15 protein-coding genes are annotated in these 23,089 nt (G+C 72.9%); 3 read left to right on the forward strand and 12 right to left on the reverse strand.

What is annotated here, in order from left to right:
• Nucleotides 1-38 precede the first annotated feature (38 nt).
• Entirely contained in the window at nt 39-1,592 is a 1,554-nt protein-coding gene (locus ACFVH5_RS01540; protein ID WP_385831157.1) for an FAD-dependent monooxygenase, read from the reverse strand.
• A gap of 50 nt (nt 1,593-1,642) precedes the next feature.
• Between ACFVH5_RS01540 and ACFVH5_RS01545 the strand changes: the two genes are divergently transcribed.
• Nucleotides 1,643-2,281 carry a TetR/AcrR family transcriptional regulator C-terminal domain-containing protein gene (locus ACFVH5_RS01545; protein ID WP_385831158.1) on the forward strand — a complete coding sequence of 213 codons (639 nt, stop codon included), beginning with the start codon at nt 1,643-1,645 and terminating at the stop codon, nt 2,279-2,281.
• On the forward strand, nt 2,278-2,907 hold the full coding sequence (locus ACFVH5_RS01550; RefSeq protein WP_385831159.1) for a DinB family protein: 630 nt from the start codon (nt 2,278-2,280) through the stop codon (nt 2,905-2,907). Before ACFVH5_RS01545 ends, ACFVH5_RS01550 begins: the two co-directional genes overlap by 4 nt.
• A 13-nt stretch (nt 2,908-2,920) precedes the next feature.
• Here ACFVH5_RS01550 and ACFVH5_RS01555 read toward each other — a convergent pair whose 3' ends face one another.
• The 5 genes from ACFVH5_RS01555 to ACFVH5_RS01575 form a co-directional block, all read right to left on the reverse strand.
• On the reverse strand, nt 2,921-4,177 hold the full coding sequence (locus ACFVH5_RS01555) for a saccharopine dehydrogenase family protein (RefSeq protein ID WP_385831161.1): 1,257 nt from the start codon (nt 4,175-4,177) through the stop codon (nt 2,921-2,923).
• A gap of 76 nt (nt 4,178-4,253) precedes the next feature.
• Nucleotides 4,254-6,596 carry a protein translocase subunit SecD gene (secD, locus tag ACFVH5_RS01560; protein ID WP_385831162.1) on the reverse strand — a complete coding sequence of 781 codons (2,343 nt, stop codon included), beginning with the start codon at nt 6,594-6,596 and terminating at the stop codon, nt 4,254-4,256.
• A gap of 70 nt (nt 6,597-6,666) precedes the next feature.
• Complete coding sequence (locus ACFVH5_RS01565; protein WP_385831164.1) at nt 6,667-7,140, reverse strand: hypothetical protein; 474 nt, start codon at nt 7,138-7,140, stop codon at nt 6,667-6,669.
• Nucleotides 7,141-7,285: 145 nt separating this feature from the next.
• Nucleotides 7,286-7,513, reverse strand: a complete 228-nt coding sequence (locus ACFVH5_RS01570; protein ID WP_384804372.1) for a helix-turn-helix domain-containing protein — start codon at nt 7,511-7,513, stop codon at nt 7,286-7,288.
• On the reverse strand, nt 7,513-8,010 hold the full coding sequence (locus ACFVH5_RS01575; protein WP_385831166.1) for a DUF2975 domain-containing protein: 498 nt from the start codon (nt 8,008-8,010) through the stop codon (nt 7,513-7,515). Before ACFVH5_RS01575 ends, ACFVH5_RS01570 begins: the two co-directional genes overlap by 1 nt.
• Nucleotides 8,011-8,228: 218 nt before the next feature.
• Between ACFVH5_RS01575 and ACFVH5_RS01580 the strand changes: the two genes are divergently transcribed.
• Nucleotides 8,229-9,434: a cysteine desulfurase-like protein gene (locus ACFVH5_RS01580; protein WP_385831167.1), complete on the forward strand. Its 1,206-nt coding sequence runs from the start codon at nt 8,229-8,231 to the stop codon at nt 9,432-9,434.
• Between the two features lie 22 nt (nt 9,435-9,456).
• Here the strand turns inward: ACFVH5_RS01580 and ACFVH5_RS01585 are convergent, their stop codons facing one another.
• From ACFVH5_RS01585 to ACFVH5_RS01610, 6 genes are all read right to left on the reverse strand, one after another.
• A complete protein-coding gene (locus tag ACFVH5_RS01585; protein WP_385831168.1) occupies nt 9,457-11,247 on the reverse strand; it encodes a hypothetical protein in 1,791 nt (596 codons plus the stop codon).
• Complete coding sequence (locus ACFVH5_RS01590) at nt 11,244-14,888, reverse strand: DUF5682 family protein (protein WP_385831169.1); 3,645 nt, start codon at nt 14,886-14,888, stop codon at nt 11,244-11,246. The genes ACFVH5_RS01585 and ACFVH5_RS01590 overlap by 4 nt, the downstream gene beginning before the upstream one ends.
• Before the next feature lie 5 nt (nt 14,889-14,893).
• The gene (locus tag ACFVH5_RS01595) at nt 14,894-16,063 is read right to left on the reverse strand and encodes an AAA family ATPase (protein WP_385831170.1); all 1,170 of its coding nucleotides are present in this window, start codon (nt 16,061-16,063) and stop codon (nt 14,894-14,896) included.
• Nucleotides 16,064-16,124: 61 nt separating this feature from the next.
• On the reverse strand, nt 16,125-21,185 hold the full coding sequence (locus tag ACFVH5_RS01600) for a hypothetical protein (RefSeq protein ID WP_385831171.1): 5,061 nt from the start codon (nt 21,183-21,185) through the stop codon (nt 16,125-16,127).
• On the reverse strand, nt 21,182-22,039 hold the full coding sequence (locus ACFVH5_RS01605) for a DUF4132 domain-containing protein (RefSeq protein ID WP_385831172.1): 858 nt from the start codon (nt 22,037-22,039) through the stop codon (nt 21,182-21,184). Before ACFVH5_RS01605 ends, ACFVH5_RS01600 begins: the two co-directional genes overlap by 4 nt.
• A 168-nt stretch (nt 22,040-22,207) precedes the next feature.
• Nucleotides 22,208-22,798 (reverse strand): TetR/AcrR family transcriptional regulator, encoded by a 591-nt coding sequence (locus ACFVH5_RS01610; protein ID WP_385831174.1) that lies wholly within the window; start codon nt 22,796-22,798, stop codon nt 22,208-22,210.
• Between the last annotated feature and the right edge of the window lie 291 nt (nt 22,799-23,089).

The raw sequence follows: 23,089 nt of genomic DNA on the forward strand, positions 1-23,089 counted from the left end.
TCGCGGCCCGGTGACTCCGCGTCCTGCGAGGGGCGCGGTCAGCCGGCCGCCGCCGGGCTTGGCGCGGGGCCGTACGTGCCGGTGAGCGCCCGGTCCGCGGCGGCGGCCAGCGCGGTGTCGTCCGGGTCCGTACCGATCCAGGCCACGTGGCCGTCGGGGCGGATCAGGGCGGCACGCACCGATGCCCAGGCCGCCGGGGGCCGGTCGAGGGTCGTGGTGTGCACAGTGAGTCCGGGGCGTGCCCGGTCCGCGAGGACACCTTCCGCGCGGATGCCTTCCGGCCGGACGCCTTGACCGGGTACGGGTGCGGGTACGGCGCCCGTCAGGTCGAGGAGCAGGTGACTGTCCGCGCGCAACCGCCCGTGCAGGCCGCCCCTGGAGTCGGTGAAGGACAGGTCGGGGGCGCGGCTGCCGGTGAGCGGATGGGCCGCCGAGTCCGGTGCCGGGTAGGCGACGCCGAGCGCGGTGAGGCGTTCGGCCAGGGCCCGGCCGAAGTCCGGCTGCGTGGCGATCATCCCGCTGAGGAACGACCGCAGATCGAGGCCCTCGGGAGTGAAAGCGGTCATCAGGGCGGTCTGGGCCCGACTGTGCTCCATCAGCTGCGCGCCGACGGGGTGGCGCTCGGAGTGGTAGCTGTCGAGCAGGCCGTCCGGGGCCCGGCCGCCGAGGGCCGCGGCGAGCTTCCAGCCGAGGTTGTGGGCGTCCTGGATGCCGACGTTCATGCCGACACCGCCGGTCGGGAAGTGCTGGTGGGCGGCGTCACCGGCGAGCAGGACCCGGCCGCGCCGGTACTCCGCGGCCAGCCGGGTGGCGTTGCCGAAACGGGAGAGCCACACGGGGTCGCGCATCCCGTAGTCCTCACCGGTGATGGCGACGACCTTGGCCCGCAGCTCCTCCAATGTGAGGTCCTTCGGCGACTCGGTGGTGAGGCTGTCGGGGCCGACACCGACGAGACGGTGCCGCCCACCGGGCAGGGGCGCGACCAGCAGCCCGCCCCGGGGCCCGAAGACGCCGAACCCGGGTCGCGGCGGGTGGTCGAGCACGACATCGCCGAGCCAGCCCAGAACCGTGGAGGGCGTACCGGGAAAGTCGATACCGGCGGCGGTGCGCACGGTACTGCGGGTGCCGTCGCACCCGACGAGATACGCCGCCCGCAGCTCGTACGGCCCGTCGGGCCCCTGCACCTGTACGGTCACCGACCCCGCGTCCTCGGTGAACCCGCCGACGCGGTGCCCGCGCACGATCGTGGCGCCGAGCGCGAGCGCGTGCTCCTCCAGCAGTTCCTCGGTACGGGCCTGGGGCAGCGCGAGGGTGTACGGGAACGGGGTGTCCAGCACGCTGAAGTCGAGCCGATCGTCGAGCGAGGCGAAATGCCCGCCCGGTATCCGCAGTCCCTCCGTGAGGAAGGGCTTGTGCACCTCGCGCGAGGCGAGGATCTCGATGGTCCGGGGATGGATGGTGAGCGCCTTGGAGCGCTGATCGACGTCGGTCCGCTCCTCGACGACGGTGACGGAGACCCCGCCCAGCCGCAGTTCGGCGGCCAGCCACAACCCCACCGGACCTCCGCCCGCGATGACAACCTGCTGTTCCACGCACCCTCCTAGGTCAGTGACCAATAATGTGTCCGTAGTAAACTAGGTCAATGACCAATAGGCAAGCGAGTGAGGGCCGCACCCCCCGGCTGGACCCCGCGACGGTGATCCGGGCCGCGCTGGAACTGCTGGACGAGAAGGGCCTGGACGCGCTGTCCACCCGGGCCGTCGCCGACCGGCTCGGCGTCCGCATGAACACCGTGCTGTGGCACGTGAAGACCAAGGCCCGGATGCTGGAGCTGATGGCGGACGCCGTCGTCGGCGAGGCCCCACTCGACGGACTTCCGGCCGACCGGGACGAACGCGTCCGCGAACTCGCCCGCCGCTACCGCCGCGCCCTGCTCGCCCACCGCGACGGCGCCGCCCTCGTGGTCGGTACGTACGCCGCCGAACCGCACACCCTGGCCTTCGCCGAGGCGCTGGTGACCGCGCTGCTGGACGGCGGTCTCGACGACCGGGACGCCGCCTGGACCACGTGGACGATCATCTATCTCGCCCTCGGCCTCACCCAGGAGGAACAGGCGGCGCCCTCCGCCCCCCTGAACGACGGTCTGGCGAACGCCGTTTCCAGGACGGCACACCCCGCCCTCCACCGCGTCCTCCACCACCTCGACGCGCGATCCTTCGACGAGCGCTTCGAGTTCGGACTGTCCGCGATCATCGTGCGAGCGGGAGACTCGACCCCATGAACACATCGGATCCCCACGCCGGTCACGAGACCGACCCCGAGGCTGCTCCCAAGGCCGACCTGCGCTTCTATCTGCAGTCCGCCCGCGATGCCCTGCTGTGGAAGCTCGAAGGGCTCTCGGAGTACGACGTTCGCCGCCCGTCGACGCCGACCGGCACCAACCTCCTGGGCCTCGTCAAACACGCGGCCGGGGTGGAACTGGGCTACCTCGGCGACACCTTCGGACGGCCGTCCGGCGAGTCGCAGCCCTGGCTCGAGGACGGCGCCGAGACCAACGCGGACATGTGGGTCACCGCCGACGAGTCACGCGAGCACATCGTGGGCCTCTACCGCCGGGCCTGGGCGCACGCGGACGCGACGATCGACGCGCTCGCCCTGGACACGGTCGGCCGGGTGCCGTGGTGGCCGAGCGAGCGGAACGAGGTGACCCTGCACCACGCCGTCGTGCGCGTGATCGCCGACACGCACCGGCACGCCGGCCACGCCGACATCGTCCGCGAACTCATGGACGGCTCGGTCGGGATGAACCAGACCAACGGCAGTGTGGCGCCGGGTGATGCGGCGTGGTGGGAGGAGTACCGGGGCCGCCTGGAGCGGGCGGCCAAGGAAGCCGAGAAGGGCGCGTGACGACCACGCTGCGTCACGGAGCGTCCGGTCCGGGTCCGCTCTCAGACACGTTCTCCTCCCGCATGCCCCACGGCGACCCGTACTCCGTGAGCAGGTCGAGGAACGGCCGGGGAGGCATCGCCTCGGGGCCGAGCACTCCGCTGCCGTGCCAGGCGCCGGACGCGATGAGTTCGAGGGCCGCCACGGGGTTGATCGCGGTCTGCCAGACCACCGCCTGGGAGCCGTACTCACGCATCGACCACTGGTTGTCGACCACGTGGTAGAGATAGACCTCCCGTGACCGGCCGTCCTTGGTGCCCCTGACCCACGTACCGGCGCACGTCTTGCCGTGCATGTGGTCGCCGAGGCCGGCCGGATCGGGGAGGCAGGCGGCGACGACGTCCCGCGGGGAGACCGCGACCCTGCCCCCGCCGCCGTCCACGGCGACCGGGTCGGTGCGGTCCAGGCCCAGCTTGTGCAGGGTCTGCAGGACGCCGATGAACTCGTCGCCGAGACCGTACTTGAAGGTGACCCGACCGGCCTTCAACCACCGGGGGATCAGCAGGACCTCCTCGTGCTCGACGTTGACGCACTCCACAGGACCAATGCCCGCCGGGAAGTCGAAGACCTCCGGCTCGCTGAAGGGCGGGGTGGTGAACCAGCCCCGGTCCGCCTCGAAGACGACCGGCGGGTTGAGGCATTCCTCGATCGTCGTCCAGATGCTGAAGGACGGGGCGAAGTCGTAGCCGTCCACCACCAGGTTCGCGCCGTCGCGGATGCCGATCTCCTCGATCTCGTCGAAGAGGACGTCGGCGGCGTACCGCGCGAACACGTCCGACAGGCCCGGCTCCACCCCCATGCCGACCAGCGCGAGCCGGTCCGCCGCCTCCCACTCGGCGGACCGCTCGAACTGCGCGTCACCCAGCTTGACGCCGCACTCCTCGTAGGGGCGCGTCGGATGCGGCCGGGACAGGGACATCGCCATGTCCAGGTAGTGGGAGCCATGGGCGAGCGCCGCGTCGAAGAGCGGCAGCACGAAACGCGGATCGGTGGCGTTGAGCAGGACGTCGCAGCGGTGCTCGGCGAGGGCGGCCCGTACGCCGTCGGCGTCCGAGGCGTCGAGCCGTACCGCCGAGAAGCGGTGCCCGTCCTCGCCGAGTGCCGCGACGGCCGACTCCGCCCGCGCGAGGTCGTAGTCGGCGACAACCATGTGCTCGAAGAAGGGGCGACGGGCCGCGATCCTGGTGATCGCGGTGCCGACGCCCCCTGCTCCGACCAAGAGGACTCGCATGGTGCAGCTCTCCTTCGTCCCGCCCGCCCGTTTCGGTGGGCCAGGACGATAGCAGTGGCACCGTGCGGTCCGGTCCCTACCGCGAGCCCTGTTTCCCCGTGCCGGGCGGCGACGGGTCGGTGCGGGCGTTGAGCTCGATGGCCAGGGGCGCGGCCGTGAACATCGAGGAGTACGTGCCGACGACGATGCCGATGAGCAGGGCGAGCGCGAAGTCGGTCAGGGAGTCGCCGCCCAGCAGGGTGAGGGCGGCGAGGATGAACACGGCTCCCATACCCGTGTTGACGGTCCGGGGGAGGGTCTGCAGGATCGCCGTGTTGGCGAGCACGGGAAAGGGGACCTTCTTTCGTTTGCCATGAGAGCCGTCGGGACCGGCGGGGCTGTCGGTCCGGTTGGCGGCCGACAGTTCCCTGATCCGGTCGAAGACGACCACGGAGTCGTTGACCGAGTAACCGATCACCGTCAGCAGCGCGGCGAGGAAGACTCCGTCGACCGGCTTGCCCAGCCAGGCGAAGACACCGATGAGGATCAGGGTGTCGTGGACCATCGCCGCGACCGCGGACGCCCCGAAGGCCCACCGGAAGCGGACCGCGAGATACAGCAGTTGCGCGGCCAGGGCCGACGCGAGGGCGATGAGAGCCCCACGGCGCAGTTCGTCCCCGAGGCTGGGGCCGATCAGCTCGTCACGGACCTTCTCGGCACCGCCCGCGAGCTCGCCGACCGCCTTGTCGACCTTCGCCGCCTCGGCGTTGGTCAGCTGATCGGTGCGTACGGTGAGATCGCCGTCGCCGGAGGTCTGCACGACGGCACCGGGCTGACCCGCGTCGGCCAGGGCCTCACGGGCGCGGTCGGCGTCGACCGGGGCGGAGGCGGTGTACTCCATGAGCCGTCCGCCGGTGAACTCGACGCCGAAGTTCAGCCCCCTGACCGCGATGCCCGAGGTGGCCAGGACGAGGGCGACCGTGGACGCCGCCAGCCAGGTGCGCCCGTGCCGCATCAGGTCCGGATTGCGCCGGGTGAGCCAGTCGCGGACCTTCCCGGTGTCCGCGATGCCGGTGAGCTGCGGACGGCGTCGTACGGATCGCCTGGCGACCGCCCAGTCGGCGAGGACGCGGGTGATGACCAGGGCACTGAGCATGGAGGCGAGTACGCCGATGCCCAGGGTGACGCCGAAGCCCCGCACCGGACCGGAAGCGAGGAGGAAGAGCAGTCCGGCGGCGATGAGGGTCGTGATGTTGGAGTCGGCGATGGCACTGAAGGCATTGCGGAATCCCGCGGTCAGGGCCGGGCGCAGGCCCTTGCGGCGGGCCGCGTACTCCTCACGGGCCCGTTCGAAGACGAGCACGTTGGCGTCGACGGCCATGCCGATGGCCAGGACGAATCCCGCGAGCCCCGGGAGGGTGAGCGTGGCACCGAGTGCGACCAGGGCCGCGTACGAGATGACCCCGTAACAGGCCAGGGCCACGGCGGCGAGGGCACCGAGGAGCCGGTAGACGGCGATGATGAACAGCGAGGTCAGCGCGGTGCCGATGACGGCGGCCCAGGCGCTGGCCTCGATGGCCGTGGCGCCCAGGGTGGGGCCGACGGTGCGCTGTTCGACGGTCTCGACCGGTACCGGCAGGGCTCCGCCGTTGATGAGCAGGCCCAGTTCGCGGGCTTCCTCCCGGCTGAACGAACCGGTGATCTGGGTGGACCCGCCGGCGATGCCCGTACGACAGGCCACGGACGAGTTGACCTGAGGGGAGGAGATGACCTTGTCGTCCAGGACGATGGCCACGCGGCGGGCCGGGTCGCCGGCCGGGTGACACGCGGCCCTGCCGGTCAGCTCGGCCCAGGCGTCGCCCTCTCCCTTGAACTCGATGCCGACGAACCAGCCGGTCCCGGTCTGCGGGTCGATACGCGCCTCGGCGCTGTCGACGTCCGCGCCGGTGAGTGCCGACGGGCCGAGCCGTACGGGGTGACCGGACTCGTCGGAGTCGACCGCGGCGGGGCCGGGGCCCGTGCTGGGATCCGTGCCGGGAGCCGTGTCGGTTTTCGCGCCGGGTTCCGGGCCGGTTCCTGTGTCCGGATCCGCGCCGAGGACGGGGTGGAAGGTCAGTTGGGCGGTGCGGCCGAGGACGTCGGCGGCTTCGCGCGGGTCCTGGACACCGGGCAGCTCGACGATGATCCGGTTGTCCCCGGAACGGGCGATGGTGGGCTCGGAGACGCCGAGCGCGTCGATGCGGTGGCGCAGTACCTCCAAGGTGCGGTCGGTGGCCTCGGAGTCGGCCTCGGCAGTGGGGGAGTCGCGGGTCTCCAGGACGATTTGGGTTCCGCCGCGCAGGTCGAGCCCGAGGCGGACCGGGACGGTCACGGTGATGTAGAGCGACAGGGCCAGAACGGCCAGGGCGAAGAACGCCCGCACGCGGATGGCGCGCGTCAAGGGTGCCTCCAACAGGCATACCGCACCCGGGAAACGGGCGCGGTGGAGATCGACTATCGACTGGGTGACGTCAGATGCCGGTCGGAGGCGGCGGGCCACGCCCGCTGTGCTGCGCGGAGTGCTGCGAAGGTGTGAAGGCGCCGAGTGCGGTCGGCAGCGGCAGCCCCGGTTTCGGCAGGGGGGTCACGAGGCCGGGCGGGATCCAGACCCCGCCGGGAGGCGGCGCGTGCCACTCACCCGCGGTGACCCGGCCCGCGCGCGGCGGCTGACCGCAGGCGGTGGTGCAGGTGTCGTCGACGCCGGCGCGGGTGTCGGGCCGGGCTTTCGCCGGTGGGGGTGCGGGGGTGAGTGCCTGGCTGTGGTGTGCGGTGACCGCGACCGGGGTCAGTGCGTCGGAGGAGGCCGCGGCGGGGTTGCCCTGCAGGCCGAGTACGCCGAGGAGGGTGAACAGCGCCGCCAGCAGGACGCCGGTGACAGGAGCCCGCCGGCTGCCGGGAGCCCGTCGGACGCCGGTGGACGAGGCCGCGCGGTCTCGATCTGCCATGACCTGCCCCTCCTCACCCGACTCCGAACCCGACCCCGAACCCGACCTTGACTCCGACCGAACGCGGCCCGGCCGACAGAGAGCTGCCTTCAAGGACAACGCACGGGGAACGCACAAGGTTCGCGTTCGCGCGGACCGGCACGGATCACATCTGATGGTCGGTGTCGTCGTCCGGCACCCACCGGAGCACATCACCGGGCTGGCAGTCGAGCGTGCGGCAGATCGCGTCGAGGGTCGTGAACCGCACCGCCTTCGCGCGGCCGTTCTTGAGCACGGCGATATTGGCGGGTGTGATCCCGACGGCGGCGGCGAACTCGCCGACCGACAGGTTGTGCCTGGCCAGCTGGACGTCGAGGTCGACGATGATCGCCATCAGACGACCGCTGCGATCTCGGTCTCCAGGTCCGTCGCCTTGCGCAGGAGTCCTCGCATGATGACGGTGAGCATCGCGAAAGCCGCTCCCACGGCGACAGCCATGACCGCGGCCCCCAGGACTCCGAGGAGCTCCATGCCGTCGTCCGGAGAGGGGATGTCGGCCAGGAGGATGTGCACGGCGGCACCGCCGGCCAACAGCGTCGCCACGACCGAGGACCCGATGACGATGTCGACCCAGCGGAAGGCCAGCGCCGTGAAGATCGCGTCACGCTGAACCATGTCGAGCAGCATCCACACCGCGAAGAGGGCGACCTGGACACAGGCGACGCCGATGATCGCCATCGTCACATAGGGCGTGGCGAACGGGGCGTAGGGCGGGAAACGCTCGACCTCGTCGGCCGCCGTCGTCGGAATGACCACGATCTGGCCGAAGAGCCCGACGGCGACCGTGGTGAGTATGCCGACCCGGAGTACGGCAATGAAGAGTTGATGCATCCATCGATTATCGATGGGTATCGATCGAAAATCAATCGATCTCGCGGATTTCATGGACGGCCTGAGGCGCGAGGACCTCAGGGGGACCCCGGCTGACGCAGAGGGGCCCTTGTGGCAGGCGGGGAGAACGATCACGATGCAGAGGCGGCCGGCCTCGATGGGCAGGGCCGGCCCCCAGCACAGCCGGTTGGCCCGGCATGGCACCGACAGGAGCATTCGTGACGTACGACATCACCGCCCTCCGCGCCCAGTTCCCGGCGCTGAGCGCAGGGATCGCCCACTTCGACGGCCCCGGCGGCACCCAGTCCCCGAAGCCCGTCATCCGGGCGATCGCCGACGCGATGGGGCAGCCGCTGTCGATCCGGGGCCGGATGACGCCGGGGGAGCGCAACGCCGAAGCCATCGTCACCAGGACCCGACAGGCCCTGGCCGACCTGCTGGGAGCGCGGCCGACGGGGATCGTCTTCGGCCGCAGCGCCACCCAGCTCACCTACGAGTTCTCCCGCACCCTCTCCAAGGCGTGGTCGCCCGGCGACGAGGTGGTCGTCACCCGGCTCGACCACGACGCCAACATCCGCCCCTGGGTCCAGGCCGCCGAACAGGCCGGTGCCACCGTGCGCTGGGCCGACTTCGATCCCGCCACCGGGGAACTGACCGCCGACGACATCCGCGCCGTACTGTCCCCGCGGACCCGGCTGGTGGCCGTCACCGCCGCCTCCAACCTGATCGGCACCCGCCCGCCGATCGCCGAGATCAGCGGCCTGGCCCACGAAGCCGGAGCGCTCACCTACGTCGACGGCGTCCACCACGCCGCCCACACGCTGGTCGACGTGGAGGAGTTGGGCGCGGACTTCTTCGTCTGTTCCCCGTACAAGTTCTTCGGCCCCCACCACGGAGTGCTCGCGGCCCGGCCCGAGCTGCTGGAGACCCTGCGGCCGGACAAGCTCCTGCCCTCCACCGACGTGGTCCCCGAACGCTTCGAGCTGGGCACCCTGCCCTACGAGTTCCTCGCGGGCACGGAGGCGGCCATCGCCTTCCTCGCCGGCCTGGACACGGACGCCACCGGGACGCGGCGGCAGCGCCTCGCCGCGGCCTTCACGGCACTCGAAGCACATGAGCAGAGCCTGCGCACCCAGCTCGACAAGGGGCTGGCCGCGCTCCCGGGAGTCCAGGTCCACTCCAGGGCGGCCGACCGCACCCCCACCGTGCTGCTCACCTTCGAGGGCCGGTCGACGGCGGAGGCGTACAGCTTCCTCGCGGAGCGCGATGTCCACGCTCCGGCGGGGTCCTTCTACGCGATCGAGGCCTCCCGCCGCCTCGGCCTCGGCGACACCGGCGGTCTCCGTGTCGGGCTCGCTCCCTACAACAGCGCGGAGGACATCAAGCGGTTCCTGACGGGCCTGGCCGAGTTCCTGACACGCTGACGGGACCGTCCGGCCGCCCCTCTCACGAGGCGCCCCACGCCGCGGCGCACAGCGCCCGGTCCACCTCCTCGGTGTAGTGGGCCGCCGCGAGCCAGGCACGGGCGAACCGGTTGAGGTCGGCGGGGACGAGACGGCCGAAGACATCACGGGACCGGTCCGCCGCAGACGCGTGGAGTTCGTCGAGGAGGTCCCCGGCGCAGGCGAAGCCGTAACGGCTCAGACGACTGCTGTCGGCAGCGCTGTCACCGGGGAAGGCGAGCACGCGACGGCCCGCCGAGGCCGCCTGGTGGACACGGCGTCGCAGCAGATGCAGCGGCGCCTCGTCCGGGAGGACGGGCGAGGAACCGGCCGGCACCGTGGAGGCCGTCGCGGGAGCGGGCAGGTCCGCGTGCTGAAGGCGGTCCAGGCCCAGATCGACATGGGCCTCGGCATCACTGGGGTGGGTCGCGGCGACCAGGAGTGCCCGGGGTACGGGAGAGGGGTCGAGGCGGGCGACGACGCGCAAGCGGGTGGCCGGGGCGGTCGCGAGGAGACGGAGGTTGTCCCGGTAGGGCAGCGCGGGGTGGTCGTGCGCGGCGGCCAGACGGAGTGTCAGGCCGCCGCAGTCGGCGAGCAGGCAGTCGCCCGCGGCCTCCCGGACCGTCCCGGTGAGGGTCACATCGAGGAACAGCAGCCCGTCCCCACCGGTCAGGGCGCGCGACACCTGTTCGGCGACCGGTACCTGCCACAGGCGGTCGAGAGGAGCCTCGCTCCAGGCGGCGCCCGCCGCCCGCACGGCCCGCACGCCCGCACCCGCGCCCAGTCGGCCCGTCGGGGAGACGGTCGCGCCGGACACGGCGAGCCCGGCCCGGGACAGCTCCCGGTGGGAGAGAGCCGTGTCCCCGACACGCACAGCCCGGTCGGCCGCACCCACGGCCCGGCCGGAACCGCCCGGGGCGACATCGGAGACCGTGTAGAGCCTGCCGTCGGCGCCGGCCGTCCAGGTGACCGCGCCCGCGTAACCGGTCGCTGTCAGGACGGGCTCGGAGAACAGTCCGTACAACCGCATGGAGCCGTCCGGAGCGTAGGGCTGCCGTGCGGTGCCGCGCAGGTCGGCGAGTTCGGCACCGGTGGCGTCCGGAAGGCGATGGGCTGTCATGAGGACGTCACGCAGAGCCGTGGTGAGTTCGGCGAGGCGGTACGCCGGATCGGCGCTCCGGGCGGCCCGGAGCTGGGTGACCACGGAGACCGCCGAGGCGGCGACCCGGGGCAGCCCACCGACCCGCGCGGTGTGCGCGGCGCGCAGCAAGTCCGCCTGCAGCACGGCCCCGGACCCGTCCGTACCGGCTTCGAGCACGGCGGCCGTGGCGTCGTACACCGCCAGCGCGGCCGTGCGCTGCTCGCCGGTGACGGTCTCGGACTCCGCCTCCGGTACGGGGGCGGCGCCGGATGTCGACCCGGCAGCGGTGTCCGAGCCGGACCCGGAGGCTGATTCCGGCTTTGGATCCGACGCCGCTGCCGCCTCCTTCTCCGCTTCCGGTTCGGCCTCGGCGATCGGGGCGGCCGAGGCGGCGGCCGCGCGGTGCAGACAGTCCGGTGCCAGCAGGCAGCCGCAACGGATCGCGTCCGCGCTGGTCACACTGCCGCCGGGGGCGTGCAGTTCGAGGGTGGTGTCGTCGTCGACGGCGATGCGTACGGTGTCGCCGTCGCGGACGCACGGGCGGTCCGCGAGCTTGGTGATGCCGGCGTCCAGCCGCTTGCGGAGGCGGGGGGTGAGCCCCTGTACGAGAGCGGCGGTCACGGACGGGGCGACCGGAGGCAGGTCGAGGCTCATGAGACTTTCTCCCCTACCCAGCGGGCGAGTTCGAGCGGGCTGAGGGCGGCGACGGGCATGCCCGCCGCGACGAGCTGTCCGGCGACGCCGGTCGAGTACCGGGGGCGGCCGGCGTCGTCGAGACTCGCGCAGCCCAGGACATGGCAGCCCGCCCCGACGAGGTTGCGGACCTCGGCGAGCAGACCCCCGATGGGATACCCCTCCTCGAAGTCGCTGACCACCACGACGAGGGTGCGGGACGGCACGGTGACGAGCTCGCGGGCATGGCGCAGTCCCGCGGCGATGTGCGTGCCGCCGCCCACACTGACCTCAAGCAGCAGTGACAGCGGATCGTCGACATGGCCGGTGAGGTCGATGACCTCCGTGGAGAAGGCCAGGAAGTGCGTGGACAGCGTCGGTACGCCCGCCAGGACCGACGCCGTGAGCGCCGCCCAGACCGTCGATGCCTCCATGGACCCGGAGACGTCGGTGACCAGGATCAGCCGCCAGTCCGCGGCGCGTTTGGCGCGCGAGCGGAAGACGGGGTGCTCAGGAATGACCTGGACGGTCCCGTCCGGGCCGCGGCGTGCCGTCGCCAGGTTGGCGCGCAGTGTGCGGGCCAGGTCGAGTCCGCCGCCCGGCCGTCGGCTGGGGCGCGGCAGGGTCGTGCCGTGCAGCGCGGGGCGCAGACGTGTGGCCAGTTCCCGGGTCAGCGCCTCCACCAGACGGCGTACCAGGGGGCGCAGTGCGGCCAGTCGGGCCTCGGGCAGTCCTCCCGCGTGCCGCAGCACGGTACGCAGCAGGTCGACCGAGGGCCGCACGCTCGCCGGATCGAGTTCGGCGAGGACGTCCTTGCGGCCCGACGCGGCGGCAGCCGCCAGCACCTCCTCCCGGATACCCGGGCCGAACAGCGCGGCAAGCTCCTCGGACCACTCGCGCACACCCGGGTACGAGGCCTCACGGCCGCCGCGCGAGCCCGGTCCGTTCAGCCCGCCCCTGCTGCCCTCGCCGCGCCCGCTGCCGTACAGCTCGTCCAGCGCGGTCGCCAACGCCGAAGCGGAGGAAGGCAGTTGATCCGTACGGCGGCCGAGCACGAGCCGCCAGCGATCGGCGGCCCCGAGGACGTGCTCCTCGGGAACTCTCTCACCGGCGTTGTGCGGTGCGAGAGATTCCGCCGACGGTACGAGCTTGTCCACGGGCGGAGGCGGCAGCAGCCCGAACGTGCGCAGGGCGGCGCGGGCCGTGAGGTCCGCGCGGGTCCAGGTGGCGAGCGCGACGGGGTCGACGCCACCGGTGTCGCTCAGCCGCGTGATGGCGAGACGCTCCTCGACGATGTCGAGCAGCCGGTCGCGGGCCGCGGGACTGAGCGCGTCGAAGCCTCCCCGCAGCGCGGGCAGCCGATCGAGCAGATCCCGGTCGGGCATCTCGGCCACACGGTCGAGCAGCGGCTCCAGGGCGGGAGCCGCCGCCTCCAGCAGCGGACCGGCTGCGGTCAGTACGCCGACGAGGCGATCGGTGAGGGCGGCGCGGGCCTCGGGGGTGGCGGCCCCGTCCACCCAGGAGGCGATCCGATCCCCGAGAGCGCGCGCATCCTCGTGTCCGAGGAGCACCCGTACGGCTCCGGCGGCGCCGCGCATCAGCGGGGAGCCGTCGGCGGCCAGCCTGGCGAGCGCGTCGGTGAGCCGTATGCCTCCCAACAGGTCGGCGCGATGGGCGAGTTCGACCAGCGCGTGCGCGTCCGCCGGTTCCTCGGAGCCGGTGAGGCCGTCGACCTGCCGCACCGCCGCGGCGGTCAGCAATTCGGCCACGGCGGCCACCGTGGCGGTACGGTCCTCGTCGGCATCGAGGCCCGCGACATGCCCCGTCCGCAGCCGGTCCAACAGGGCCAGGGCGCCGAGGAGTTCCGGCAGCGTGGCGGACCGGGGCAGCACATCACGCACCTCGGTGAGGCGTTCGTCGGTGAGGGCCGGCAGACCGCACTCCGCCGCCTGCCGAAGACCCAGCAGGGTCTGGGCGGCGGTGGGCCCGCCCTCGTCCTGCTCGGCCCGCCGCCGTTCCCGCAGCAGACCTTCGGCGGCCTGCGCCGCGGTGACTCCCCGGACACCGGCCGCGGTCAGCATGGCCGCGGTGGCGGGTGTCCAGCGCACCTCCCAGCGCGAGGTCAGCGCCTCAGTGCCGCCGGCGCCCACGGATTCCCTGGACTCCCCATAGGGCACACCGCACACGGTCAGGCGGTGCAGCAGCAGTTCGCGGCGCCGGTCCAGGTCGGAGCGCAGCGGGTCCAGCCGCAGTTCCCGCGTGGCGTCGGCGCCATGGCTGTCGGGCCCGGGCAGCCGCAATGCCGCCAACTCGTCCTCCACGGCCGGAGCGAGTCCGCTGCGGGGTGCTCCGGGTGCCGGACGGCCAGCGCGCTTCCCGACGAGCACCCGCTCCATCGCCCGCGCCACGGCCCGGCCGCGCCCGTACGGCTCACCCTGTGTGAGAACCGTCTGCACCGCCTCCACCAGTTCTCCCCGGCCTGCCGCGGGCAGTCCGCGCAGCCGGGCGAGATCTCCGGCGAGCCGGCTGATCTCCCGGGCCTCGGCGGGGCCCGACGGGTGGCCCGTGGTGCGCAGTTCGGCACAGACCTGTACGGCGGCGCGTGTCAGGGACTCCTCCAGCACGACCGGATCGCCCGCCGCGCGCAGCACCAGGTGCTGCCACTCCGGGTCCCGGATCCCCGCCGGATAGCCGGACCGCTCGTCGAGCAGGGCGTAGGTGTAGGGGATGAGGGAGGTCGTCCAAGCCGCCGGAGCGGTGGTGGTGGCGGTGCCTTTGAGGGAGGGCGCCGGGCTTTCCGCGCCGGTGCTGCCCGCTGACTTCGAGGACTCGAGCGGGCCCGACGGCGCCGGCGCTGCCGGTGCCGTCAACGCCGGGGCGTGGAAGGCACCGACGACCACGGCGGCACGCTCGCCGTTCGCGGTGGCCGCGGCCAGCCGCGCACGCATCCACTCCTCACGTCGAAGGTCCAGCTCGGGCACGCCTCCCGAGGCCGCCGCCTCCTCCCGCAGCGCCCAGCCCGTCAGAAGCGCGGCGCGCCGCAGCGCTTCGGGAGGTGAGCCCGGGGCGGTGGCTTCGACGAGGCGGTCCCAGAGGTCATCACCGGTACGGCCGGTCAGCCGCGCGCGCAGGGCGGTGGCGAGGCCCGCCCCGGCCTGGGTTGCCGGTGCCGGAGCAGGTGACGGCGCGGGGTCGGGTGCGGGACCTTCGATCGGCAGCGGGGCCGGGGGCCGGTCCGTCCCCGCGCGGTCGGTGCTCCAGGCCCGGTCGGCGAGAGGCAGGTCGCAGGCGACGACCGGCACGTCGTGCCGCGCGGCCCAGCGCACGGCGGCCAGTTCGGGCGAGAAGTCGGCGAACGGGTAGAAGGCCGGGCCCCGGCCGCCGCCCCCCTCGCGGGGAGCGGCGGCGAGGGCGACCGGTGCCCGCGTCTCCTCATGGCTGAGCCAGGGCAGCCATTCCTGCATCTCGTCGGGGAGTTCGACGAGGAGCACATCCGGCGCCGCCGCGTCCAGCAGCGCGGGCACGGCCGCGGCCAGGGAGGGCGCGTGATGCCGTACGCCGATGAGATAGGGAGCCGCCGGGTCGGTGAGAGCCGCGACGGCTTCCTCGGGGGAGAGGGACACGGTGGTCAGTCCTCCAGGACGGTGCGCAGGTCCCACAGGGTGCGCCAGGTGGCGGAACCCTGCTCGGCGCGGCGCCTGACGGGGCCGTCCCAGTACCCGCGGAGCCGGGCCGCGTCCGCGGGGTCGTCCTTGCGGACCACGCCGAGCAGATGGCCCGGCAGCAGGCCGAGGACGTCGCGGTCGCCCGGGAAGTAGGCGGCGGCGAGGCCGAGGGCGCCCGCCACGGACACGGCTTCCGCGGTGCTCATCACCGTGGAGGGCCGCTCGACCTCCCAGCCCTCCGCGGACCGGCCCTCCCGCAGGTCCCGGAACGCCGTGATGAGCGCTTCCAGCACGGCGTCGTCGACCTTGAAGGGCGCCCCGGCCCGCTCGACCGAGGCCCGCGCCTGACTGCGGACGAGCGCGGTCTCGGCGTCGAGGTCCGCGATGGGGCCGATGGTCTCGAAGTTGAAGCGGCGCTTGAGCGCGGCCGACATCTCGGAGACGCCCTTGTCGCGCAGGTTGGCGGTCGCGATGAGGCTGAAGCCGGGCGCCGCGTGGGCCAGGGCGTCCTCGGTGCCCGCCAGTTCGGGCACGGCGATGCGCCGCTCGGAGAGCAACGACACCAGGGCGTCCTGCACCTCGGGCAGACAGCGGGTGACCTCCTCCACCCGGGCGACGGCTCCCCTGGTCATGGCGGTCAGGACGGGCGACGGCACGAGTGCCTGCCGGCTGGGCCCCTGGGCCAGCAACAGGGCGTAGTTCCAGCCGTACTTCAGCTGGTCCTCCGTCGTGCCCGCGGTGCCCTGGACGACCAGGCCGCTGGTGCCGCAGACCGCGGCGGACAGCAGCTCGGACAGCATGGACTTGGCGGTGCCGGGCTCGCCGACGAGGAGCAGCCCGCGCTCACCGGCGAGGGTGACGACGCACCGCTCGACCAGGGCACGTTCGCCGACGAACTTCCCCTCGACGACGAGACGCCGCGGCACACCCTCGGGCACCTGGGCGCCGTCGGGCAGCTGCAGGGCCCGGCCTTCGCTGCCCATGACGAACGTGACGACGGCACGGGGCGTGAGCCGCCATGCCGGTGGCCGCGGCCCGTCGTCGTACCCGGCCAGGAAGGCCAGCTCGGTGGCGTGCCGGTCCTCGGGCGGGGTGATCTGGCGGCCCGGGGCGGAGGCCAGGGTGGTGGTCATCGGTGGTCCGTCCGGTCGGGTCGGTGGGTCATCGGGAGAAGGGGTGTCGCCTGGTGAGCGGTCATCGGCGGCGGCCCTTCCGGGTGGCACGGGTGGTGAGCTGCTCGTAGGCGGGCGCGTCGCCGTCCTGCACACGTCGCCAGGCGCGGGCGAACAGCTCGGGCACCGGCAGGAGCGGCACGGCACGCGTGTTCTCGCGTATCGGGTAGAGGCTCTCCTTCCAGGTCTCCACCGGCAGGGCGGGGGACTTGAGGTCGCGCCAGCCGCACGGCAGGAAGAGGGTGCGCCCTGCGCGCGGTCGCTTCGCCTCGACCACCAGGTCGGTGGCGGCCAGTTCGGCGCGGGCCTTCTTCATCCGGGTGGGCTTCCAGCCGGTCCAGCGGGCGCAGTTGCGGTCCGTCGGATCGGGCAGGGCCAGCAGCTGGAGGTAGAGCGTCGCCGCGTCCTCGCCCAGACCGTGTGCCGCGGCGATCTCGGCGACCAGTTCGGGAGCGACGACGGTCGGGTCCTGGGCGTACCCGGCGGGGCCCTCGGGGTCCGTGCCGGCCTCCAGCGCGTGGGCCAGTTCGTCGTCGAGGATCGCCCGCAGGGACTGGACACCGGCGTCGCGCTGCGGACCCACCAGGCCCGCGAGGAGCCCGATGACCGCGTCGTCCGGACCGGTCAGGGCGGTGGGGCGCAGCAGGACCGTCTCCCGCTCGGCGTACCAGGGCCGCAGCGCGAGGGCGTCGCCGACGGGTGTCAGGCCGTGCGCGCCGGCGCCCCCGGTGGCGGGGAGTCCGTACGCCTTGCGCAGTTCGACCGCCGTCGAGCCGCCCTTCTCCGTCCACATGACATCGAGTGCGAGCAGCAGTTCGGGGTCGGTGAGGCGGTGCCGCAGGGCGGCGAGGCCCACGGGCAGGGACGCACGCAGCGGGTGCCCGTACGGCAGTGCGTAGGCGAGTGAGGCCAGCGCGGCCACCGCGCGGGTCAGGTCGTGCGCCCCGGGCAGTGCGGCGGGGTCCGCCGCGACGAGGTCGCCGTCCTTGTCCGGGCGCTGCACCGTGGTGCGGCTGATCCAGGGGGTGAGCCCCGGGTTGAGCACGGCCTCGGCGAAACCGGCGGGCAGCCCGGCGAGATCGACCGCGAGGTCCTCGGGCAGCCGGACGACGGAACCGAGCCGCTCGGCCCACACCCGGCCCGCCGCCGCGGTGTCGGGACCGGTGGTCCACAGGTCCGCGGGGTCCTCGGGCAGCAGGGCGCCCAGCAGCGCGGACCGGTCCTCCCGGCCGAGCGACGACAGGCGGCCGTTGCCCAGGTCCAGCTGCCGGGGCTTGAGTCCCATCGTCGCGAGGGCGTCGGCTCCGGGATTCTGCGGACGTCCGGCGAGCAGCACGGTGGCCTGTACGGGGCCCAGACCGCCGCGGGTCGCGTCGGCGAACGCGGCGGGCGCCTCGGGCAGCCACGGGGCGGCGCCCTTGTCCCGGATCAGCCGGGTGAGGGCGGCGAGCCCGTTCTCGGGGAACGCCGCCACCACCGGGGTCTCCCTCTGCAGGGTGAAGTGGGCGACGGCGCCGAACGCGCCGGAGGGATCGTGGTCGAGGGCGAGCCAATTGACCCGGGCGTGCTGGGTGTCGACGTTGTCGCAGCCCAGGACGACCACGGTCCGGCCCTTCCGGCGCAGCACCTGACCGACGCGCTGCTGCTTGGTGTGCGGTTCGCTCAGCACGATCTCGCGCAACCCGCCTCCGGGTGTGGCGAGCGGCCCTTCGGTGATCGCTTCGAAGAGCAGGAGCAGTGCTTCCCGCTCGGCCTCGGTCGCCACGGGCGTGGCGGCACGGTAGGCCAGGGGCCGGAGCGAGCCGAGCAGGGACGTCCACGCGCTGCCCATGCCGGGGATCGTGTGTTCCTCGCTGCGCCACTTGTCACCGACAGCGCCCGTCCGGGCCAGGTCGGGCAGCGGTTTGCCCTCCGCGGGCTTTCCGGACAGGACGTGGTTCACGGAACGGATCTGGCGCAGGGCGGTCCACTGGGACTCGCCGCCCCAGCCTCCCCACATGTCGGCGAGGCCGTCGACGGCCGTGCGCACCGACCGGTCGTCGCCGTGCACGGGGCTGTAGTCGGGGAACATGCCCTCGGTCCGCCTGCGGTCGGCCTGCGGCCGCTCGACCGGCGGCTCCACGAACGTGCCGACCGACCCTTCGACGCGGAGCGCCGCACGGACCAGGGCGGACACACCGGTGAGCATCCGCTCGTCGGCGAGGCGGGGCAGGGCCTTGGCCACGGCACCCCGCACGAAGTCGTCCGCGGACGCGACGACGGGCTTGCCGTCGGCGGTGGTCCTGGTCGCGTCACCGGCGCCGAGGACGGCGTCACCGGCCTTGCGGATCTGGGCCTGCCGCTTCGCCAGGGCCCGGTCCGCGGCGGCCAGCACCTCGGCCGCCGCTTTGTCGGTGAGCGCCCGCAGCACGGCGGACGCCCGCTCGTCACGGGGGCGCAGCGCGTGCCAGAAGGCGACCGGCGGTACGAGCCGCGTACCGGCCGCGAACTCCCCGCCGCCCTGACCGGGTGTCACCCGGCCGAGTTCGCCGGAGTCCGAGGTGTCCTCGGCGGCGAACAGCGCGACCTGCTGGTGGAACTGCGCCGCGACCGGCTCGGCGCCGCCGGGCAGCCGCAGCGCGCCGAGGGGGAAGCCCGTCGACCGGCTGTCGGCCGAGGCCCGGGTGACGGTCCGGCCGTCCGGCGTACCGGTCGTCGTCCGGGCCTCGGCCCCGGTGCCCTCAGAGCGCACCCAGCGGCCCAGAACCGTACCGTCGGTGCCGAACGGGCTCTGTTCGAGGCCGGGTTGCAGCGGCAGGACCTGGCAGTGCTGCTGCAGAAGCGTGGCGTCCTCACGGATGCCCGACTGGAGGAAGGCGGGCAGGGAGGCACGTCCGTGCGTCCCGGTGGCCGGGTCGTACTCCAGCCAGACCTGCTGCAGTCCCTGCCGGCCCTGACGCCAGCACGTGGTGCCGTCACCGATGACGGGACGGTCGGCGGGCAGGACGGTGTCGCCGGCGTGCAGGGTGCGTCCGCCGGTGGCACGGCCGCCACCGGTCAGCGGGATCGAGGGATCGGTGGCCTCGCTGCCGTACCAGTACGGCAGTTGCTCGCCGCCGAGGGTGAACACGTCGGACGGCCGGGCCGACCAGTAGCCGAACTGCTTGTTGTCCTGCCGCCACATCACGAGCAGTTCACCGTCGGTGTAGCGGAACCGCGGATACGTCCAGCGGTCCAGTTCGACGGGCAGCCGCAGCGCGTGGTCGAGGAGCACCTCGTCCGGGCCGACGACGACTACCTTGTGGCCGCGGGAGAGGATCAGGGCGGGCCAGGCCTCCGTGAGGCGCAGCTGGTCGTCCTGGTTGCGGCCGGTCTCGCTGTCCATGAGCCGCAGCGCCTCGTCGAGCGCGGGCCAGCCCAGCTCGTCGGGGACGCCGGCCCGCAGGGTGCGGCCGAGCAGCGGCGCGATCTCGTGCTTCGCGACGCGTGCGACCGCTCGCGGGCTCACCCGGGCGGCGACCGGACGGAAGGGGCGCAGCCGCTGGAGGGCCGCGCGGGCGCCGGGCAGGCCCGTAGACGCGCCGAACGTCTCGGCCGCGTCGTCCAGCCATTCGCGCAGCACGTCGTTCAGTACGGGGTGGTCGGCCAGGCTCTCCAGCAGCTTCGTGGAGACCGACCGGTCGTTGCCCAGCGTCCCGATGGCCCGGAGCAGCAGCGGCCGGCAGCGCGTATCCGCTGCGGTGGCGGCCAGGTCGCGTCCATCGGGCCGGCTCTCGCGGAGCCAGCGGTCGAGGGCCAGATGCACGTCCTTGTCCGCGGCGGGCATCGCGAGCGGGATGCCCTGCGCCACGCACAGGTCCAGCAGGTCGAGGTCGGCACCGGCGTACCAGCGGCCCGTGAAGAGGTCCACGGCCCGGCCGTCGGCGCGCAGCCGCGGCGCCATCCGCTCGACGAGCTGAAGGGTGAGCGGGGAGCGCCCGCTGACCGTGGCGCCGTGCTTGCGGTGGGTGGCCCAGCGGCTGAGCCAGTCCGCCGCGTCGACGCCGTCCGCCGTGACGTCGCGCTCGGCCGTGTCACCGGCGTCACCCGCGCCGTCCTCGCCGGTGAGGAGGCGGTCGGCGCCGCTCTCCGTGAGCAGCGTCAGCCAGAACTCGTCGTTCTTGACGTCGTGTCCCAGGCCGGTCGGCATGATCTCCAGCAGCCGGGCCCGTACGGCCGGTTGCCGCTCGGTGAGGACGGCCAGGGTGGCTCGGTACGCCGTCCAGAAGGAGGCGGGCGCCCGCACCGCGGCGGGTGAGGCGACCAGATCGGCCACGAAGGCGCATTCCTCGGTGACCCGGTCGAGCCCCGCGGCCTTGATGAGACCACGGGCGTCCTGCGGCAGCGACGCGTACGGCGGCATGCCGGCCGCGCAGCGCTCCACGCACAGCTGCCGGAACTGCGCCCATGCCGTGGCAGGGTCGAGCCGGTGGGCGAGATCCTTCACATGTTCCTTGAGCGCCTTGACCGTCAGCGCCCCGGCGAAGGCGAACTCCAGGAACACGGCACGCTGCCGCTCCTCGTCGACGGTGAGCGCGTGCACCCGCTCGGCCTCGCGGGCCTTGCCGAAGAAGGTGGCCCCGTACGTCGTGTTCTCGTGCTGGAGGAAGACCCGCGCGGCCTGCTCGTAGAAGGTCGGCAGGAAGTGCGGCACGGCCCGGCCGAGCCGCACGCCGAGTGCCTCGAAGCCCTCCTTGGCCGTGCCGGGGCGGGACTTGGCCTGACGCGCGAGCCGTTCGACGTCCTTGACCAGGGCCAGCGCGTGGTGGCCGTTGGCAGGGTCGTTGACCAGTGCCCAGGCGGGGAAGCCGAGGGTCTCGCGGCGGACCTGGCCGACCTCGGGCGTCTCCGGCTCACGGGCCAGACCCAGGAACTCCAGAGCCAGGTCCTCGGCCTCGCCGAGCGTGCCCGGCACGAGGCGGACGGCCACCCGGCCGTCCAGTGCGGGATGGCTGTACGTCCGCACGGTGAGGGTGTCGGCGTCGTCGCCGGTGTGGGTGCCCGGGGGCAGCACGGCGCCGGCTTCGAGCAGTGCGGCCGTGTCGATGTGCGCGTACGTGGTCATGCCGCCTGCTCCTCGTCCTCGATGTCACGCCCGGCGAACAGGGTGGCCGCCATGCGCATGCCCTCCGACCAGGCGACGGGCCCCACCTGACCGAGCTTCAGCACCTTGCCCGCGCCGTCCGTCCACATCAGGGGGCCGGTCTCGGTCTGCTCGTAACTGTCGTAGTCGCCGATCCAGACGCGGGCCTCGATGCCGCGCGAGTCCTCCCGCACGGAGCAGACCGCGTTGCCGCCGCGTACGCGGTATCCGTGCTGGGTGACCCGGCCCTGCAGGAAGCGCAGTTGCTTGAACGCGCCGCCCGCGTACTCCTCGACGGAGGTGGCTTCGGCGTCGACGGCCGAGGGACGGTGCCACACCTCACGGAAGAGCTGCTGGGCGCGCTGCTCGACACCGATCTCGACCGCGAACTCCCGCAGATCCTCCAGCTCGTCGAGAAGGACGGGATGGGGGAGGCGGACGAGTTCCGGGGTGATGCGCACGCTGTCCCCGTCGAGGTCGACCAGACCGAGACCGCGATCGAGGTCGACGTCCCGCAGGAATCCGGCCACTTCGTTGTTGTCCGGACCGGTGACCACGAGATCACGGAGCGCGCTCTGCCAGGCCGGATCCGGCCACACCCGCGCGATGACCGCGAAGGGCACCGGCAGCGAGCGCACCATCCAGTTCTCGACGTCGGTGAGGCACTGGCGCTCGTGCCGCTCCAGCCACTCGGCGAGCTGCCGCAGTCCCATGACCGCGGGATCCTCCGCGAGTTTGGGCGGTACGGACTTCAACTGCCGTCCCGCGGCGTTGCGGCACACCACCTTTCCGCCGTCGAGGCCGACCTCGTAATCGCCGGCCGTGACCCACCCCATATGTGCCTCCCCGCACTTCACTGATCAAGTGCGGAGAACTCTAGGTGAGACCACTGACAATGCCCTTCCGGAGCCCACCGGCAGCGACTGACAACGCTTTCGAGCCAACCGCCGACTGATGGTCGGCGGCCACCGACCGGCAGTCACCCGACGGCAATCGGCCACCTCTCAAGGCCGGCTGCGCAGGCCCGAGACGAGGATTCCCACCAGTCGGCGTGCGTCGTAGCGGGGGTTTTTGCCCGCGCCGGCGCAGAGTCCGCCGACGCCGCGCATGAGTGCGTACGGATCCATGCCGGGATCGATCTGCCCCGACGCGGCTGCCGCGTCGAGCAGTTCGGCGCACACGGGCACGAGGCGCTCAAGGAAGTACGAGTGCAGGGGGTCGAAGCAGGGGTCGTCGGACTGCAGCACGGAGGCGAGCCCCTGTTTGGTGACCACGAAGTCGACGAACAGGTCGATCCACTGCGCCAGCGCGGCGTACGGGTCCGCGCCGGACGCCAGCAGTGTGGGACCGGCCTCGGCCAGGGCCTCCACCTGATGCCGGTAGACGGCGACGATGAGGTCCGCCCGGGTCGGGAAGTGGCGGTAGATCGTGGCTGTCCCGACGCCTGCCTCGGCCGCGATGTCACGGATCGGCGCCTCGACGCCCGACGCGACGAAGACCGCGGCGGCCGCGTCGAGCAGGGCCTCCTTGTTGCGGCGCGCGTCCGCACGTTTGGGGCGGGCCGTACGTCCCGCACCCTGATCGCTTCCGCTCACCACATGGTCCCTGTCGCTGTCGGCGTCACTGTCGGCTGTCGTTGCCGACTTTACTAAACGGGACAGTGTCCCGTATGTTCGATCTCAATGCGGGACAGTGTCCCGTTTCCCCATCATGGCAGGTGGGGGAGTCGGTGACCAGCCGCGCAGAGTCAGCACGTCGGACGGCCGGAAGAGGAAGATCCCCGTGACCGCATCAACTCCCGCAAGCGCGGCAACCGCAGCCGTATCGGCAACGGAATTCGCACAGGCACGGGCACAGGCGCAGGTGCCGGTATCGGCACACGCACC

Source organism: Streptomyces sp. NPDC127119 (assembly GCF_042677425.1).
In the GTDB taxonomy this organism is placed as follows: domain Bacteria; phylum Actinomycetota; class Actinomycetes; order Streptomycetales; family Streptomycetaceae; genus Streptomyces.

Bases quoted from the DNA above. Each gene is read 5' to 3' on its own strand.
- ACFVH5_RS01605 (WP_385831172.1), bottom strand. From the start codon at position 22,039: ATGGGGTGGGTCACGGCCGGCGATTACGAGGTCGGCCTCGACGGCGGA.
- ACFVH5_RS01585 (WP_385831168.1), bottom strand. From the start codon at position 11,247: ATGAGCCTCGACCTGCCTCCGGTCGCCCCGTCCGTGACCGCCGCTCTC.
- ACFVH5_RS01575 (WP_385831166.1), bottom strand. From the start codon at position 8,010: ATGCATCAACTCTTCATTGCCGTACTCCGGGTCGGCATACTCACCACG.
- ACFVH5_RS01570 (WP_384804372.1), bottom strand. From the start codon at position 7,513: ATGGCGATCATCGTCGACCTCGACGTCCAGCTGGCCAGGCACAACCTG.
- ACFVH5_RS01555 (WP_385831161.1), bottom strand. From the start codon at position 4,177: ATGCGAGTCCTCTTGGTCGGAGCAGGGGGCGTCGGCACCGCGATCACC.
- ACFVH5_RS01600 (WP_385831171.1), bottom strand. From the start codon at position 21,185: ATGACCACGTACGCGCACATCGACACGGCCGCACTGCTCGAAGCCGGC.
- ACFVH5_RS01565 (WP_385831164.1), bottom strand. From the start codon at position 7,140: ATGGCAGATCGAGACCGCGCGGCCTCGTCCACCGGCGTCCGACGGGCT.
- ACFVH5_RS01545 (WP_385831158.1), top strand. From the start codon at position 1,643: ATGACCAATAGGCAAGCGAGTGAGGGCCGCACCCCCCGGCTGGACCCC.
- ACFVH5_RS01550 (WP_385831159.1), top strand. From the start codon at position 2,278: ATGAACACATCGGATCCCCACGCCGGTCACGAGACCGACCCCGAGGCT.
- ACFVH5_RS01595 (WP_385831170.1), bottom strand. From the start codon at position 16,063: ATGACCACCACCCTGGCCTCCGCCCCGGGCCGCCAGATCACCCCGCCC.